The sequence below is a fragment of the Paenarthrobacter aromaticivorans genome (assembly GCF_019038615.1).
GTDB lineage: Bacteria > Actinomycetota > Actinomycetes > Actinomycetales > Micrococcaceae > Arthrobacter > Arthrobacter aromaticivorans.
The window spans coordinates 67,066-83,049 of record NZ_JAHOPC010000005.1; the positions used below are offsets into that span (position 1 = coordinate 67,066).

At 60.4% G+C, this 15,984-nt stretch carries 16 protein-coding genes; 8 read left to right on the top strand and 8 right to left on the bottom strand.

Annotation, left to right across the window (positions count from 1 at the left end; genetic code table 11):
* Positions 1-2: 2 nt before the first annotated feature.
* Together KSW38_RS10110 and KSW38_RS10115 are read right to left on the bottom strand one after the other, a co-directional pair.
* A complete protein-coding gene (locus KSW38_RS10110; protein WP_216924793.1) occupies positions 3-530 on the bottom strand; it encodes a hypothetical protein in 528 nt (175 codons plus the stop codon).
* Between the two features lie 183 nt (positions 531-713).
* On the bottom strand, positions 714-1,190 hold the full coding sequence (locus KSW38_RS10115) for a hypothetical protein (protein ID WP_216924794.1): 477 nt from the start codon (positions 1,188-1,190) through the stop codon (positions 714-716).
* Positions 1,191-1,394: 204 nt separating this feature from the next.
* On the opposite strand from KSW38_RS10115, the gene KSW38_RS10120 reads away from it, so the two are divergent.
* On the top strand, positions 1,395-1,928 hold the full coding sequence (locus KSW38_RS10120; RefSeq protein ID WP_216924796.1) for an ankyrin repeat domain-containing protein: 534 nt from the start codon (positions 1,395-1,397) through the stop codon (positions 1,926-1,928).
* A gap of 100 nt (positions 1,929-2,028) precedes the next feature.
* Positions 2,029-2,307: a hypothetical protein gene (locus tag KSW38_RS23915; protein ID WP_487345392.1), complete on the top strand. Its 279-nt coding sequence runs from the start codon at positions 2,029-2,031 to the stop codon at positions 2,305-2,307.
* Positions 2,308-3,009: 702 nt separating this feature from the next.
* On the opposite strand, the gene KSW38_RS10130 is transcribed toward KSW38_RS23915, so the two are convergent.
* Together KSW38_RS10130 and KSW38_RS10135 are read right to left on the bottom strand one after the other, a co-directional pair.
* Positions 3,010-3,873 carry a hypothetical protein gene (locus KSW38_RS10130; protein WP_216924799.1) on the bottom strand — a complete coding sequence of 288 codons (864 nt, stop codon included), beginning with the start codon at positions 3,871-3,873 and terminating at the stop codon, positions 3,010-3,012.
* 571 nt (positions 3,874-4,444) lie between these two features.
* A complete protein-coding gene (locus tag KSW38_RS10135) occupies positions 4,445-4,810 on the bottom strand; it encodes a hypothetical protein (protein WP_216924801.1) in 366 nt (121 codons plus the stop codon).
* A 279-nt stretch (positions 4,811-5,089) separates the two neighbouring features.
* Between KSW38_RS10135 and KSW38_RS10140 the strand changes: the two genes are divergently transcribed.
* Positions 5,090-5,593 carry a hypothetical protein gene (locus KSW38_RS10140; RefSeq protein WP_216924803.1) on the top strand — a complete coding sequence of 168 codons (504 nt, stop codon included), beginning with the start codon at positions 5,090-5,092 and terminating at the stop codon, positions 5,591-5,593.
* 369 nt (positions 5,594-5,962) lie between these two features.
* Here KSW38_RS10140 and KSW38_RS10145 read toward each other — a convergent pair whose 3' ends face one another.
* The 4 genes from KSW38_RS10145 to KSW38_RS10160 form a co-directional block, all read right to left on the bottom strand.
* Positions 5,963-7,207: a flavin-containing monooxygenase gene (locus KSW38_RS10145; RefSeq protein ID WP_216924805.1), complete on the bottom strand. Its 1,245-nt coding sequence runs from the start codon at positions 7,205-7,207 to the stop codon at positions 5,963-5,965.
* On the bottom strand, positions 7,197-7,970 hold the full coding sequence (locus tag KSW38_RS10150; RefSeq protein WP_216924806.1) for an alpha/beta fold hydrolase: 774 nt from the start codon (positions 7,968-7,970) through the stop codon (positions 7,197-7,199). Before KSW38_RS10150 ends, KSW38_RS10145 begins: the two co-directional genes overlap by 11 nt.
* A 56-nt stretch (positions 7,971-8,026) precedes the next feature.
* Complete coding sequence (locus KSW38_RS10155) at positions 8,027-8,890, bottom strand: SDR family NAD(P)-dependent oxidoreductase (RefSeq protein ID WP_216924808.1); 864 nt, start codon at positions 8,888-8,890, stop codon at positions 8,027-8,029.
* A gap of 67 nt (positions 8,891-8,957) precedes the next feature.
* The gene (locus KSW38_RS10160; RefSeq protein WP_216924809.1) at positions 8,958-9,323 is read right to left on the bottom strand and encodes a TfoX/Sxy family protein; all 366 of its coding nucleotides are present in this window, start codon (positions 9,321-9,323) and stop codon (positions 8,958-8,960) included.
* Positions 9,324-9,532: 209 nt separating this feature from the next.
* Between KSW38_RS10160 and KSW38_RS10165 the strand changes: the two genes are divergently transcribed.
* From KSW38_RS10165 to KSW38_RS10185, 5 genes are all read left to right on the top strand, one after another.
* Positions 9,533-10,165, top strand: coding sequence for an MBL fold metallo-hydrolase (locus KSW38_RS10165; RefSeq protein WP_254186322.1), 633 nt, complete (start codon positions 9,533-9,535; stop codon positions 10,163-10,165).
* Between the two features lie 239 nt (positions 10,166-10,404).
* A complete protein-coding gene (cspE, locus tag KSW38_RS10170) occupies positions 10,405-10,608 on the top strand; it encodes a transcription antiterminator/RNA stability regulator CspE (protein WP_011773907.1) in 204 nt (67 codons plus the stop codon).
* A gap of 185 nt (positions 10,609-10,793) precedes the next feature.
* Positions 10,794-11,411, top strand: a complete 618-nt coding sequence (locus KSW38_RS10175; RefSeq protein ID WP_216924811.1) for a hypothetical protein — start codon at positions 10,794-10,796, stop codon at positions 11,409-11,411.
* A gap of 345 nt (positions 11,412-11,756) precedes the next feature.
* Positions 11,757-14,315, top strand: coding sequence for a LuxR C-terminal-related transcriptional regulator (locus KSW38_RS10180; RefSeq protein ID WP_308169330.1), 2,559 nt, complete (start codon positions 11,757-11,759; stop codon positions 14,313-14,315).
* Between the two features lie 83 nt (positions 14,316-14,398).
* Positions 14,399-15,664 carry an APC family permease gene (locus KSW38_RS10185; protein ID WP_216924813.1) on the top strand — a complete coding sequence of 422 codons (1,266 nt, stop codon included), beginning with the start codon at positions 14,399-14,401 and terminating at the stop codon, positions 15,662-15,664.
* The last annotated feature ends 320 nt before the right edge of the window (positions 15,665-15,984 follow it).

Sequence of the window (15,984 nt, forward strand, 5' to 3'; positions counted from 1 at the left end):
AGTCAGCTCGACTGAGAAATGAGGGGTGCCCGGCGAGGGACCTTCAGCGGGGCCCTAGTCACCAGTGTCAGCCGACCGCTTCTGCTGAGTGAGGCGTAGATATGGGTGAAGTAGACGCCGTACTCGCTATCGTCCGAGAACTCCGACAGGTCCAAATCGCCGCTTGTCTCGAACTCTGACCACAGCTTTTTCCCAACAGACTCCCATGGCGTCGGACCGCAGCCGCAACACCAAGGGAACGTCTTCGACATCCAACCCAGGACGAATCGAACCGTGGTGTCAATCTCGGAAGGCGATGTGAGGTAGGCAGCCAGCTCGGGGAAAAGAGAGGTGTCGTAGTCAGGTAACCCGGTGAGAAAGTCAGGTTCACTGCAAGAGCACCACTCGATGAATGCGAGCCTAAGTGCGGTTCCTTTGTCCGGCGGAAGGGAGTGCCAGCGGTCAAGCAACGCTTCGCGCGATGCGGAGAGTGCTCCCGGGCGCTCCAACTCAATTGCTTCTCGCAATGACAAGGCCCGGTTCTCGTTCACGTCGCGATTCTACGGCACCTGTTTCGGCTGAGTTTGGCGTCCGTAAGCCGGTGGCTCATCGGGCGCCGACGCGTCCCGTAAAGGATCCCCCTGGCGTGCACGGGCCGGGTGTCCCGTCCTGACAGAGGATCCTTTCTCACCAGGGAAAGCCCGCCCTGAGGGGCCGCTAGCTGTCTTGCATGGCTAGTGTTTCGAGACGCTTCGAATGTCTCTGGTAAGCATGAATAGGGCAGGCACTCCCGCGACCAGAGCAGGGATAAGTAGCAGCAGCCCGTAACCGGGAATAGACGTAGAGATGACGGCCGCGGTAACGGACGCTGCCAAGGAAGTCACCAGCGCAAGGGACAAGCCTCTGCGTTCGTCCAGGGCATTGAAGAAGCGAAAGCCTCCAAGAGCCGCAGTTGCCACGGCACAGGCGACGACACTGACTGTAACCGATCCCGTCCCTGGTCCCGGAACATCCTTGAGCCGATCGATGAGGGTGATCGGAACTACGAGCATCCAGCCACCGAGAAGTACCGCGAAAACGCAGCCGGCAAAGCGTCGTTTGGGCACGCCTTTCCGCTTGTAGATTTGGTCTGCAGGCAGGTCCGTCTGCTGGACGTGGCGATGGGCTGCCGGTGGTGGCGGCTGCGATGGTCGAGCGGTATCTTCAAGCATTGTTCCCCCGGATGTCGTTGCTCAAACTATCGTTCAGCATGGCACCTGCCCCTCGCTGCAGGAAAGCGTGTCGGCCACCGCAGATAGTAGGGTGCCCGATAGAGGATCCCTTACCGGACGTTTCCGGTGCTCTGAACAAAATCTGCTGCAGGAATTGGGTGGGCACCTCCGAGCGAGTCGCGACTCTTGGTGGATGCTTAGAACATGCCCTCGAAGCCGAGCACCCCACGCACATTGGGGTTCGCCGTATGGAGCGACAACGTCGCCCTTGTCCGCGAATTACTGGACGCCGGTGCCCCTGTTGACAATTACGGATCTGACACCGCTGCCGATGTGACTCCCTTGATGGAATCAGTCGACGAGCTTGAGCCCTTCTATGACCCTTCGAGGCTCGTTGTGACACAGCTTCTCCTGTCGGCCGGTGCTGACGTATCGAGGCGCGACAATGCCGGACGTACCGCCTTGCACTATGCCGTCGGTGCAGGTGGTTTGGCGGTCGAGGTTCTTCTGGCGGCAGGTTCGGATGTGAACGCCGCCGACGACGGAGGGGGCACACCGCTACACGAAGCGATCGTCCGCGGTAATGTCTCAGCTATCGAAGCTCTCTGTCACGGCGGCGCCAATTGCAGCGCTCGAGACCGGAGAGGTCGGACACCTGCCGACCTCTTGATCGAGAACAAGGACGTGTTCACATCTGACGAACTTGCCGCCGTCAATCTTCTGCTTGTATCCACCTAATCCGCGCCCGTTAGCCGGTCGCTCACCGGGACAGCTTGTGGGTTTGTTGTTGCGTTCGGGGAGCCACCGCAGGCATTGGCTGACGGGTGATAATCAGACAGTGATCCAACTAGAATTTTGGCCGGACTATGGCCCAGGCCCACTGTGGGAGCAAGGAAAAGCTGCGGATCTGCGATCTCTGGGGCTTTCTCGCGAGCTCTCCGAGCAGCTCATGTCTTGGAACTCTCAGTTCGAAGAAGACAAAGTCCCACTTTCGGGCCCAGGCGACGCTGGCTGGGTTGTAGAGGGAGTGCGCCTTCTGCGCCAGGTTCGCGTTGCCCTGGGAACTGGCTACAACGTCGTGGTCACTGAGCCTTGGTGGGGAGAGGCTCTTCTCTGAGATTGCGTGCAGTTCGCACAGTTCAGCATGCAACGATCACGGAAGACGGCCTCTGTTTCCGGTCCAGATTGTCCGATCAACGATCCTTTACCGGGCAGTCATTCGGGTGTTCCTGCTGCCGAAGGTAGCGCGATAGGATTGCTCCCAGTTAGCCGCGACCGTGTTGGACTGACTACCAAGAATCTCCGGAAGGCAGCGCTCCACGATGGTTGGAAAACCTTCACGGCCTGGGTGGTGGCGCCGGGGTGAATTGAAACCCAGATTCCTTTTGCTGGGCGTCCTCCTCGGGGTGGCTGGATCAGCCGTTTATTTCCTTAGTCTGGGGTGGGGAAAGCCAGTCGAGCTGGGGGAGCTCCTATGGGCTCTGTTCGCCTTCTTCTTCATCACGTTAGCCACAGCAGCGCTCGGGCTTCTCGTTGCTGGAGTCGTCGATGTTTTAGAGCGTTTAGTGCCAGAATCGTCATCTCGATCGAGGCGTGCCATGTTCGCAGGTGCCGTGGCAGTGGTAGCTTCATCTATCGCGACCTTTGCCTTCTTCAGTTCTCTTCCACTGGTACTGCATGCAGATCGCTGGGCGACGGCTGCTGTCACAGGAATTTTCGGAGGCGTCGCATTCGGCGCGCTGTCATATTGGCGTTCCCACGAGGTCTGACCGCTGCAACAGCGCCCTCAAGCCGATCCCTTACCGGGCATCTTGATGGATCATCTTGTACTGAATTCACGGGCTGTCCGTTGCGGACATCGCCGCTTCGATGGCGGCCTGGAATTCAGGCTGACGTGGATGGATAGGTTGCCGTCCTCAGCGAGCTGTGTCAATTGCTCGTAGGCTGTCCCGTTCCACCAATAGACATGAGGGCTCACCGGACCAGGGGCATCGCTGTATCCCAAGGCCGTGAACCGGACCATGCCATCGAGCGCTGCAATTACGCTTTCGCCTTCGATGAAGTGCCACACCAGCTGATGGCGGTTCGGAACGCTCATCAGCCAACCAAGGTTCTTGCTTGGGTATTGCCCGGTGAGTTCGGCAGCAAGCCCGGGCAGCAGAATGGCCTTCCCCGCCGTGTACACGGAATCGCCTAGTAACGCTGTGAACGAGCCGTCGCCCTGCGTTGGAACAGTATGGATCTGCTCGTCGTTGAGGGCACGAAGGTTGGCAATGCCCTGTGCGCGGAGGGCCTCCCAGCCGCCGAACATGGTCGCATGATCCCGATTGAATACAGCCACTGTGTCCGGAAGGTCGAGTGCCAGCATTTCGACAACACCTGGAGCGAACTGGCTGTGAGGGTAGTGGTCGAGGTTTGGAATGCTTGCTTCGTCATAAAGACGTGCATACGTCCGGCGGGACACCTCGTCCGGTGTGAACTCGTCAAATGGATCCGCCGCCTCGAAGCTCGCCAAAACCCGCTGAAGATGTAGGCGGATGATGTCGCGCCACTGAGACTTCGTTCCGTTGTGACACGACGCGGCAACATTCCAGAATCCATAGGCGCGTCCAGCAGCATCAGTGGCGTGGTCCGAGTGAATATGCACCTCGTAACCCAGCTCGGCGAAGACTTCGCGCGCCATGGTCCGAAACTCTTGAGCTTCAGAGACTGTGAAGAAGGTCAGATCCTCATCGGCCACTTCTTGCCGTGAGGGTTTCTTTTTGAAGAGGCCCACAAAGTCTCGCTTTCGTCATGGCAGATGGTGAGGTCATTCGTTGAGCTGGTAACTCGTCCCCGGATTCTGGGAAGACTACTACAATCGAGAACCCGTTCTTCATCGGAATTCGAGCATTTCGTCGATTGCCGAATGGAGCCACGCCGCAAAATTGGGAAAGGCTCTCCCTTTTGGGAGTCCCATCCCGGGCTGGCGAAGTCGTGCACTGGCCACCACCCCAGTCTCCAAGTCCCAGCAAGCTAGGTCGTCGTTGTCCTCCCTGCGAGCGAATGGAACCCGGTGCCGTCACAGTAGCGATCTTTCATGCCCTATTGAGGATCCTTCGCCGGACACTTAAGGCCTCCGTTTGGGCTTTCGGGGCCGAGCGGGCCTCCGCTTGCGCCTTAGAATCGCGGCGAAGACGATGTGAAGCCCTTTTTATTGTGGGAAACAATAGGGCTAGAGCTCCCGGGAGGCTCTAACTGCATCGCGTGATGCGTCAGCGCTTATCGTCAGGCGAAAGAACTTCAATACTGCGGTCGTTGCCCCTATGTATTGTCACGACGACGCCACTTGACCAGTCCGCCATTCCGGCCTCGACTTCGGTTTTCAGCGCGCTGAGGCGCTCATCGTCGGGCGCATACTCTTTGTTCGTCGAGAAGTCGATTCGGCACCACGGCATCATCCCACCGTCGCCCCAAGTGCTGTTTATGGATGGTGCGGACCCGATGGACTTCTCGATGACCGGAGAGAGCTCGTTCGCAAGACCGTCGCAGTCGTCGGACGCGGAGTAGTCGCCCACACAGCCAGCTAGCAGTGGGGTCAGCAACAGAAACAGCCCACCTGTCGCGAACGTGCGTTTCATGCTCCGACCATAACAGTCACGGCTCCTACCGAAAGATCCGGGACGCGCGGGCGCCCAACCTCACGGTGCCTAGCAGCTGTCCGCTTCCTTACGACACAACAAAAATCTGTTCTCCATAGCGACCGGTCTGAATACACTGGGCGAACTGTCTTCATGATCCTTCGATGAGGTTCCGGGACATCAAGCAGCCGTAACCACAGCCAAAGAACGCGAGGATCAAGGAATGGGCATCTTCATGACACCTCCAATGAACCAACTCGAAATAGCAGGTTTGGCTCGGTGACAATCCCTGCACGTGCGACGATGACCGTGTTCTGGAACGTCGAAGACGGACAGGAAGAAAAGCGAGGATTTGTCGTCTTTGGGCTCGTCGATCCCGAGCGCTGGCTTGGAAACTCCTTCCCCCTCGAGATGTGGCCTGCCGGAACTGAAGTGGCAGAGACTCGCCTTTACGGCAAATCTTGGGAAGTGAGGCTGTGGGACGTAAAAATCTCCGAGTTTCCGCATAAGCCAGACTGGAGTGAAGCCGTTCACGCGACCTTGCAGACGGTCATCGACGCTGGCTGCAGAGTGGCTTGGATAAGCAGCGAGGGTTATCCATTCGTGGACCCTCCGTATCTGTTTCTGGCTGAGGACATGTCGGGAAGTGTTTTCGCCGCCCTAACTTCAGCAGGCGAATTCTTCTGTCCGCTGGACCCAGACCAGCCGATCCGCGCAATCTCAGATGATCACCTGGCCCTTTTGCGTGAACATGGGCGCGGACTAGCAGATGCCGCCTCATGATCGCCCGTTAGCCGGTCGATCATCGTGCTAGTGAAGCCGCCGACACGTTCCGTGCTGTTGCTGGCTTGGATCACGTACGTAAGACCCGCACGATGAGATGCGCGATGATGGGGGGCGGATTCTAGGGATTACCGCAACCGTGTTCCCTATGTATGACTGGAATGAAAATCGGCGCGTCTCAACGAGCGATCAGGATCTCGCTGCCCAGCGTCGTTTGACCGACGTCCGGCGAGGGCCGGAACATTAGCTGCCCTGGCCGATTCAGGTCGGTAAAGTGCTCGGATACCAAGACTCCCTGGTGCCTGAACAGACATGAGGTTCCCGTCGCTTACTTTTGTTCCGCGGCGGTGTGTGTCCTCAAGCTATTGTTCACTCAGCAACCTTGCCCGCCACGTACTCCGCGTCCAGCCCCACGCCGCCGAGGATCGAGGAGTAGTGTCGCGTCAGCCACGGAAGCCCCACCGCGTATAGGCCGGGCTGTTCGGTGACGCCGGCCGTGTGCTTTGGGTAGCCCCATTCGTCCAGGACCGGGATGTCGATGAAGGACAGATCGAGTTTGTATCCGGTGGCCCAGAGGATTGACGTGATGTTTGCCTGGGCGAGGTTTAGCCGCGCTGGTTCCGACGGCAGCCAGTCGTCCTCTGGTGTTGGACGCTGCTCTTCTGCGTCGATGCCCGCGGCTGCGATGTAGGCGTCGATGGCTTTCCGCATTCGTTGGTGGAAGCTGGATTCGACTGTCGCGAGGCGTTCGGGGAGGTCGTCACTGAAGGTGATGTCGCCGTCGTCGATGCTTTCCAAGCGGCCGTGCAGGTGCATGCCCCGGCGGCCGAGGTCGCGGAGGTGGATGTCGTGGCCGCCTTCGGTGCCGGAGAGCAGTGGGTTGCAGGCGAAGCGGGCGGCGGGGGAGGGGAGTGCCTCACGGGTGAGGGCGTTGATGCCGTAGTCGGGGCCGTGTTTGGCGGTTTCGAGCATCCAGTAGATGAGGTCGTGGCCGCGGTAGCGTCGGGGTGCTTCGGGGCAGGTGGAGACGGCGATGTGGACTTCGCGGCCGGCGTCGTGCAGTTCTTCGGCGATCTGACCGCCGGACTGACCGCTCCCGACGATGAGGACAGCGCCGTCGGGCAGCTGGTTCGGATTGCGGTAATCGTGCGTGTGTAGTTGAACGATGTCCTTGGAGAGGCTGGCAGCCACAGCCGGGACCTTGGGGACCTGGTACGCGCCGGTTGCCAACACCACCTTGCGGGCTTTCATGTGCCCGAGCGACGACTCAATACTGAATCCGCCGTCGGGGGAAGTGGCCAGCCGCGTTACGTCCACGCCCGTGTGGACGGGGGCGTCGATCACCTCCGCGTATCGCCTGAAGAGGTTGACCACTGCGTTGCGGGGAATGAAAGCCTCAGGTTCGTCGCCGGTGTAGGGCATGCCGGGCAGGTCCAGGCTGAAGTTCGGCGTGTTCATATAGAACCCGTCCCAGCGATCCTGGAAAGCGCCACCCAGGGAATCCCGACGCTCCAGTATCCGGTGCTCGACGCCGGCCTGGGTGAGCCAGTAGCTCGTCGCGAGTCCCGCCTGGCCTGCGCCGATGATGACAGTGTCTATTGGTCTAGTCGGCATTGTTGCTGCCCTCGGCTCTTTGCCAATGCTCGCGCAACATGCCCGCGAGCCTCCCGGGTTCAATCCGGTGCGGGGGATCGAAATGGTGGCGTTCCTCAAACACCTCAACACGGTAGTCCCGGAAAACAGTGGACAGACGATCGGCGATGTCACCGTACTGGTCCGGGTTGCTCAGGCCGCCCAGCACGTACAGCACGGGACGTTCAAAAGAAGCCAGCCGCCCGCGGTCCAGACGATAGCTCCGGAAATCCTTCAGGAATGCCCTGATTCCGGCAGGCCGCTTGGCCATCCACGGCGGCGGGTCACCCGCTGGCGGAGGCGGAAGGACGACGTCGGGCCTCACCGACAGCCTCATGAACTCTGCCATGAACTGCTGCGGAGGCAGCGGTTCGAGCGTGCCCAGCTCGTCCCAGAAGCGGGAGTGGGCCTGACTCCAGCCCCAGTCACCGGCCCAGGCGGGTTCCAAGAGAGTAAGGCTTAGCAGCCGCTCGGGATACTTGGCAGCGAAGGCGAGGGCCGCAGCTCCGCCGCCCGAGTAGCCCACGAGGTGGAACGTGTCCCAGTGTTTGGCGCCTGCCTCGCGCAGGACGCCCTCGACCTCCGTGTCGAGTGTCCACCCCGACGGCGGCTCGTCGCCCTCATAAAGATCCAGGTCCTTGGCCACGGCGTCGACGTCCGGGCCCAAGGCCTCGAGCAGCGCACCATAGGCGGGCCCCGCAGGAAGGACACTGCCCGGAAGGAGGGCCACTCGAATGGGTTCCATGGCTGCACTGTACGCCTGGAGATGCGAGTACGGGAGGGCTCTTCAGGGGTGGAATGTCACAAGATCTTGGACAGGCGGGTGCACTCTTCCCACAGCCGCTTCCGCGCGGCCGGATCAGAGCCCATGCCCGGCGTCGGCAGTTCCTTGCGCTTCGCCCAGAGCTTCCCGGACACGGCGGCAGTCTCCGGCGCGGTGGCCAGCCAGACGGGCGTATCTGCAGCTTTCTCAGCGGTCGCGCCGAAGGTGTTCGTCATCCAGCGGAAGGGTCCGCCAACGTCCTGCAATAGCGCCGTGTGCTTGACGAGGCCCGGGTGCACGGCGTTCACCACAACGTTGGACCCGCGAAGGCGCTCCGCGAATTCCTGCGTCAACAGGACCCGGCCGAGCATTGTTGGGGGAGTGGCTCGCAGGTAACTGTAATTGCCCTTGGCGGTTTGCAGATCGTCGAAGTCGATCTTGGTGGTGGACGGGCCTCCCGAATACTTGGAAGCGATGTTAACGATCCGCGAGGTCCGCGCCCCGTCCGCGCCACCGCCGCGCTTGAGCGCGTCCAAGAGAAGATTCGTGAGCAGGAAGTAGCCCATCACGTTGGTGGCGAACGTGAGTTCAAGCCCGTCCGGGGTCACGTGGCGCTCCTTGCGGAATACTCCAGCCGCGTTGACCAGGACGTCCAGCTTGTCGTGGCGCAACAGGAACCCGTCCACTGCCGAACGGATTGAGGCCTGGCTTGAGAGGTCACAGACGAGCGGTTCGAGAACCGCGTTCGGTTCTTTGGCGCGGATATCGCGGATGGCATCTTCTGCCCGCGCTGCGGAACGTCCAACCACGACGACGGACGCTCCTTCGCGTGCAACTGCAGTGGCGATGGCCTTACCCAGGCCGCCCGTCGCCCCGGTCACGAGCGCTGTTCGTCCATTCATGGAGGGCATAGCTTGATCTCAGCACTTATTGGCAGGTTTGGCGAGGGTTCGCTGAGCTGAGGAAGACTTAGTTTTTGGACCGCTTTTCCTTGGGTGCCTTCGGCGGTAGCCCTGCCACGTGGTCAAAGGCCTTGGCCACCCAAGGCTCGGCCTGCGCGGCGTCGTCGTTCCACGCTTCCGGTAGGCCGACATAACCGCCCATGGGGCGTTCCTCGGGACCGAAAGGTTGAGTTTCGTGATCCGACTCGAGCTCGGCCTTGTCAGCCTCGGAAAGGCGGACGCCGATGGTAGGGCCGAACAGGCCCGCGAACATGTTGCCGTTCACGAAAGCGCCGAGGTTGCCGAACATGGGTTTGACCACGACGTCGGGATGGTCGGGGAGCACTGAACGGAAACGTTCCTTGTCGGCATCCGACGGCTTGGGCATCTGCATTGCTCGTCCTCCTGGGTTGTACCTCCATGCCCACTGTACGCAGAACATGAGAATCAGTCCGGAAATCAAACAAATGGGTTTGCCTCCTCGACGGACGCGCCGACCGATGGGAGTCTGGAGCATGGCCACAGATCCCGGCGCGCGCTGGGCAGAAGGATCTGTTGCCTCCGGGACACATCACGGCCTTGATGTGGGACTGAGGTGAAGAATTGAATCCTCCCGCTGCAATCCGTGTTACTGCCATTCGTGTCGCCGAATTGCTTGCCGAAGGCGAGGCAATGCCGGTGTATGTGCACGTCATCGACCACCCCGAAGGGCGCGTGCTGGTGGACACCGGCATGACTCAGCTCCATCCGGCGGTGGCCGACATGGAGCCACGTATTTATCCACTGAATGAGCAGGACTTCGACATCGACAGCGTCGACATTGTGGTCAACACCCACCTGCATTTTGACCATTGCGGTGGTAACCACCTCTTCGCGGGCAAGCCCGTCTACGTTCAGCGTCAGGAACTTGACGACGCCCGCAACCAGGACGATTACACCATCCCGGAATGGGTCGACCCACCAGGGATGGAGTACGTCACTGTCGACAGCGAATTCGAACTTCTTCCCGGAATTCGGCTCGTTCAGACACCAGGACACACTCGGGGCTCACAGGTCGTGGTCATTGACGGAGACGGACCACCTACCGTCATCGCCGGTGACACAGCGGTCTTTTTCGACGAACTTGATAACCCCCGCACCGAAGGTCAGCAGCTCATTCGCTCCCTGAATCCTGCAATGGTTTGGCTCTCGCACGCGGACACGCCATGGAAACCGGGAGCTTCAGTCTCCCCATGACCAGTGACGGCCCTCTTAAAGGGGGGTAATCCGGCCATCGGATTGATTAATCTGACGTCGCACTAGCTATCTGCTCAGATCTATGTAAACTTGACGGTGTTGTTGTGTTTGGCATTTGGTAGTTCAGGCAGTCCCCGTAATCCATCTGGATCGCGACCTTCTGAAGTAACGGTGGAGAACACCCCACACCGGAGACCCGAAAGTCGGGAGAATCTCCACCTTCAGTAAGGACTGAAAAAATGGCTACAGGTACCGTGAAATGGTTCAACTCCGAAAAGGGCTTCGGCTTCATCTCTCCTGAAGATGGCAGCCAGGACGTTTTCGCTCACTACTCTGCGATCAACTCCTCGGGCTACCGCTCCCTCGAAGAGAACCAGAAGGTTTCCTTCGACGTCGAGCAGGGCCCCAAGGGTCCCCAGGCAGTAAACATCCAGGCTATCTAGTCTTCGGATAAGCAAGAAAGCAGGGCCGGTCATTGACCGGCCCTGCTTTTTGTTGTGCCCTGCTGGGGGGCATTAGCCTGGGCACTTGCCCTTCGCTCGCCGGCCGCCATAATTACTGCATAGCCGCAGAATGATGGGTCGGGATGGGCCTGTGTGCCAGCCTGTCCTGGATAAGAGGGTGCTGCATGGGCAAAGAAACACCAGGAACCCGCTCCCCATGGGTCCTTCCTTTACTATGGCTCCTCACTACGGCCCTGAGCGTAGCGGTGTCCGGGGTCCTGTTCCATTTCCCCGGTGCCCTGCCGCCCAATAACGGTGACTCCTTCAACCCCAACCCCGCCGGAGCGCTGGTGAACGGCGTTGCCACCGGGGTCTTGGTTGGTGGTCTGCAGGCACTGCTGTTAAGGCGGTCCGGATTACGCGCCTGGCGGTGGATCATTGGGACCACTGGGGCCTTGCTGGTGGCGCACGCTTTTGGAGACATGCTTCCGGACGCTGTGGGGTGGCCGTTAATGGCGGGTCTGGGAGGGTTACTACTCGGCCTGGGGCAATGGTGGGCCGCCCGGTGGCCCGCCAAAGTTGGGGCCATATGGACTGCAGTGACCGGCGTCGCCTGGGCCTCCAGTATGTGGTTGTCATATCAGGCGGTCAATGCGCCGGAGGACTGGCGCGCCGAGCACCTGATCGTGGCGGCGGCAGTTGGCATCACGGTGGGCGCCTGCACGGCAGCAATGTGGCGATGGCTGCCGCTGCGATCCGGGCAGGCAAGAGCGTCAGCCCGCTCACGGTCCCCGCGCTTGTAGTAGATATGTTCCTATCCTAAGAATCAAATTCGAACACATATCCACATAGCTAATTACATCCCTGTAACTCACCTTCGAACGTCCGTAGCGTGATCGGTATCAACTACGAAACCGAGGGCCTCCCATGGACGAACAGACTGCAAACGACTCCTTCCCGCCAGCTCATTCAACGCAGGCTGACCACCTAGGCGAGTCGCGCGAGCACTCATTCTTGCCGGAATCACCACCTAGACGGGGGCTAAGCGGCCTGTGCAAGGCTGTTTTGCCACCTAGTCCCGTTTCCGAGATCTAACCTGCGAAGTGAGCCGCATGTCGGTCATCCACAGAAACAGAAGGTTGGATCGAGTGTTCGATTCTGAGGTGCAGCGCATCCTCGATTTCGTTGGCCGCGGCATAGGCGTGCGGATTATTGGAGCACCCGGAAGCGGCAGGACCACGGTGGTGCGGAACGTCGTGGCCAACTTGGAAAAGACCGGAATGGCTATCCACTTCATCAGCGGCCTTCGAACCCATCGCTCAATTCCGTACGCAGCCATCAAGAGTTTGGGTTTGGAGCTTCGGCCCGGCCGTAGCGGAGTCATGGATATGGCCGATGCGCTGGCTAGCCAGTTGTCTAAGCCTGGAAAGCACGTCCTGATAGTGGACGACATCCATCTGCTGGACAACGAATCACTGGCGGTCCTGGAATCCGTTCGGCGCAGGTCCGATTGCCCGCTGATCGTCACGGCTCCGGACAGCGGTCCGATCTCAAGAGGTCAACTGGCTGTCATGAACAGTGGCCGCGAAGCTTTGCTGCAACTGGACCCCCTCCATTTTGAGCAGGTACACACCTTGGTGACGCAGGTGCTGGGGTCTGCTGCAGATGCAGACACAACAGCCAGGATCCTGACCAAGTCCGGCGGCAACCCTCGGCTAGTCGTCCGCATTACGGAGACCGCGGCGTTAAGCGAGCTGCTGATTATGCGTGGTGGTCAGTGGCAGATGACAGGTGACACCCTCTGGAACGACCATCTGAGAGGCACCCTCGAAGCGTTGCTGGCGGACCTGGCTCCGGAAGAAGTCACCGCCCTGCACACCATGGCAATCCTCGGCACCGCCCGGGTGGACGTTCTGCAAAAAGTGGTACAGCCCGACGTATTGGAAGGCCTTGAACGGCGGGGATTCCTGTCAGTCATGGACGATCACCACAATGGACCAATCGCGGCGATAAGCCCGCCCGTAATTGCCGACTATTTCCGGGGCCAAAAGACGCTCAGAGACCGGCACCTCTTGCGGAACAAGATCGCGGGCGCGCTTGAGGGGGTGCCTCAAACCACGCAGGGCAATTCAACCACTGCCGACTGCCTGTCCCGGGTGTTGGCATCCTTGCGGCTCGAGAAGGGAAACGATGACGCCGTAACTGCCCGGCATTTTCACGATCACAGTGCCGCCCGCGAACGGACGCGCTATGAGCGATGGCAAGCGAACAAGTCCGCGACCAATGCTGCGGCACTGCTCAGGGTTTACTGGGGAGCGCCGGTGAACGTTATGAGGGCAACCCGCGTATGCCAGGAGACGTCCACGCTCAACGGCGACCCCAACGATATTCTCTTTCTCGCGATCACAAAGGCTTTCCTTGCAATCTACTCAGGGCAGGGCGTGAATACGGCCGTGGACATCCTCAAAGGATTCGCCGAGCACAACCCGGAACAAGCCTCTACTGCCGAGGCCGCTGTCCTCTTCATCAATGCCTCCCATGGTCGGGTCGCACCCATGCCCGAGCCCTCTGCCGAACCCCAGCAGCCTGCATTGCCGGGGTTGGAAGGACTCGTCCAAAGCTTGCTCGAGCTGTATCGATTTCGGCCGGACGCTGTCCTCAGCCTGACTGAGAAGGCTGAGGACGACGACACCTTCCCGCACCTGCGTCCGTTCCTTCACGGCCTCGCGCTCTTCGCAGCAGGCAGGATCGAGGACTCCCTGGTCTTCGCACTGGATTGGCGTGCCGAGGCCCGCCGCAACCTCGATCAATTCGGCGTTGTTGCCAGTAGCTACGTGGCAGCGCTCGGTCTGCTGTATCGGGGCTACTTCGAGGAAGCCGAGTACCTCATGAGCAGTGTGTTTGCCATGGGCCGTCCCGGCTTCGTCGTCGACGTCCTTTATGACGCCATGCTGCGGCTCGCCGGCCTACGGCATGCGACGACGGCCATCTCACCGTCGCTGTCCATCGCCTCCCAAGCACGGAGTGAGGTGCCTGACGTTGGACCGTTGCCCGGTATCGGCAAGGGTGCACATGAGCTAGTTGCCGCAGAGACTACCCAGCCGTCGGTTTTTGATCGGCTGGCCGTGAAACTCATCAAACGCCAGATGAGAAGCGGCTACATCCTGGAAGCAACAATGACGGCGCTGCTCTGCACATGCCTATGTCCCGGCGCGCCGGTACTGGATCTCCTGCGCAAGATCCTGCGGGACAGCGGAGTGACGGCTCACGATCAAATGATGGCCGTTGCCACCGCTGTTGTGGAAGGCGATCACAAGCTGCTTGGTCTCCTCCTGAAACACTACGAGTTGGACGCCGACAACTATCAGATCGGCATGCTCCTTCGAGGTGCCCTCAAACGTCATGTTCTGGAAGGGAACACAGCAGCGGCGGAGGCCATGGCCGAAGCATCCTCGATGTTCGCAGCAAGGTTTCCGTCAACCAACGAGCAACTCTCCTTCAACACTTTCAGGACGACACCTCTGACCGAACGCGAAATTGAGGTTGCCGCGTTGGCGGGACATCGCTCGAATGTGGAGATTGCTGAACATCTCGGGATCAGCGCGAGAACAGTGGAAAACCACATCTCCAACGCCCTGCGAAAGACCGGCGCAACCTCGCGTAATGGCCTGTTCATCCTCGTGGGGAATTCAATGGCAGCACGCTGACTCACGTTAGGCTGAACGTATCTTCCAGTACGAGTCTCCGGTGACACCGGTAGAGCTCAGACCTTGATGCGTGAAGGGTTCTCGTGAGCAATTCCCCGGCCTTGGCCCGCCGCCTCGGCACGTTTGATGCTTCCCTCATTGGCTTAGGCTCCATGATTGGCGCCGGGGTCTTCGCGGCCTTCACACCAGCCGCAGCAGCTGCCGGATCCGGGCTGCTTATAGGTCTGGTGGTTGCCGCCTTCGTGGCCTTCTGCAATGCGACCTCCTCCGCGCAGCTCGCTGCCAGATACCCCACCTCCGGCGGAACCTACGTCTACGGACGTGAGCGGCTTGGGCCCTGGCCCGGATTCCTGGCCGGGTGGGGATTCGTGATCGGCAAGACGGCCAGTGCCGCAGCCATGGCCATGACCTTCGCGGCCTATGCAGCACCGGCAGGCTGGGAGCGCCCGGTGGCGATTGCCGCCGTCGTAATTTTGACTGCTGTGAACTATCACGGAGTGACTCGCACAGCGGGACTTACCCGAATTTTGGTGATCGCCGTCCTGACCGCTCTGGCCATAGCGGTGGCGGCCGTTTGGGGTGGTTCCGGACCTGACTTCAGCAACTTTGTGGGTGAGGGGCTGCTGGCGCACGGCTGGTACGGCATCTTGCAGTCGGCCGGGCTGTTGTTCTTTGCCTTCGCTGGCTACGCGAGGATTGCCACGATGGGGGAGGAAGTTCGGGAGCCCCGCCGCACCATACCTCGTGCCATCAGCATCGCCCTGGGAATCACCATCGTCATCTATGCGCTGATAGCCGTCACGCTGTTGGCAGCCCTGGGGCCGGACGGTGTTTCCGGGACGCCGACACCCCTGGCCGATGCCGTCACTGCTGGTGCGATGTCTTGGGCTGCTCCGATTGTTCGCATCGGAGCCGCCGTTGCCTCTTTGGGTGCCCTCCTCGCGCTGATCGCAGGGCTGGGCCGGACTAGCCTGGCGATGGCCCGCGAGCACGACCTCCCGCACTGGCTCGCGGCTGTTCATCCGCGCTACAAGGTTCCCCACCGGGCGGAAACAACGCTAGCCGTGGTAATTTGCCTGATCATTGCCGTAGCTGACCTCAGGGGCGCCATCGGTTTCTCGTCGTTCGGTGTGCTGCTCTATTACTTGGTGGCAAATATCGCCGCCTTTACCCAGCCCGCAGAGGACCGCCGCTACCCGAAGGCCTTGCAAGTGGCTGGAGCCGTTGCCTGCGTGGCTTTGGTTGCTACGCTGCCGCCACTGTCTGTAGGGCTCGGTGTGCTGATGTTCGTGGTGGGTATCGTGTTCCGGGTGATCCGTTTGCGCCGGACTCCGTCCAGCCCTCGATAGGCCCTGATCCAGAAGCGGCTGGTCCAGCAGCCGGCTGGGCACGACTCCACCTGGGGGTACTTCGGTGGAGCCGTGCCGTCGTGCCTTCTTCGCCTGGGACGAGTGGGGTTCCCGCCGGACACCGGGTTTCCCGTCCCGAAGGCACAAGAGGAGACTATGGCCGGGAATCGTGGTCTAGGTGTTCGTTCCACTGTTCTAGGTGTTCAAATAGGCGTAATTTCGCGGTTTTGACGGTGCATCAATCCAAAAATGAGTGTTTGCCGGGACAGACTAGGTGGTGGGACGCGATTGCGCCCTGCTCCAAGGTCGCTGGCAGAATT

Bases quoted from the DNA above. Each gene is read 5' to 3' on its own strand.
- KSW38_RS10120 (WP_216924796.1), top strand. From the start codon at position 1,395: ATGCCCTCGAAGCCGAGCACCCCACGCACATTGGGGTTCGCCGTATGG.
- KSW38_RS10115 (WP_216924794.1), bottom strand. From the start codon at position 1,190: ATGCTTGAAGATACCGCTCGACCATCGCAGCCGCCACCACCGGCAGCC.
- KSW38_RS10175 (WP_216924811.1), top strand. From the start codon at position 10,794: ATGGGCAAAGAAACACCAGGAACCCGCTCCCCATGGGTCCTTCCTTTA.
- KSW38_RS10160 (WP_216924809.1), bottom strand. From the start codon at position 9,323: ATGCAGATGCCCAAGCCGTCGGATGCCGACAAGGAACGTTTCCGTTCA.
- KSW38_RS10145 (WP_216924805.1), bottom strand. From the start codon at position 7,207: ATGCCGACTAGACCAATAGACACTGTCATCATCGGCGCAGGCCAGGCG.
- KSW38_RS10150 (WP_216924806.1), bottom strand. From the start codon at position 7,970: ATGGAACCCATTCGAGTGGCCCTCCTTCCGGGCAGTGTCCTTCCTGCG.
- KSW38_RS10135 (WP_216924801.1), bottom strand. From the start codon at position 4,810: ATGAAACGCACGTTCGCGACAGGTGGGCTGTTTCTGTTGCTGACCCCA.
- KSW38_RS10130 (WP_216924799.1), bottom strand. From the start codon at position 3,873: ATGGCGCGCGAAGTCTTCGCCGAGCTGGGTTACGAGGTGCATATTCAC.
- cspE (WP_011773907.1), top strand. From the start codon at position 10,405: ATGGCTACAGGTACCGTGAAATGGTTCAACTCCGAAAAGGGCTTCGGC.
- KSW38_RS10155 (WP_216924808.1), bottom strand. From the start codon at position 8,890: ATGAATGGACGAACAGCGCTCGTGACCGGGGCGACGGGCGGCCTGGGT.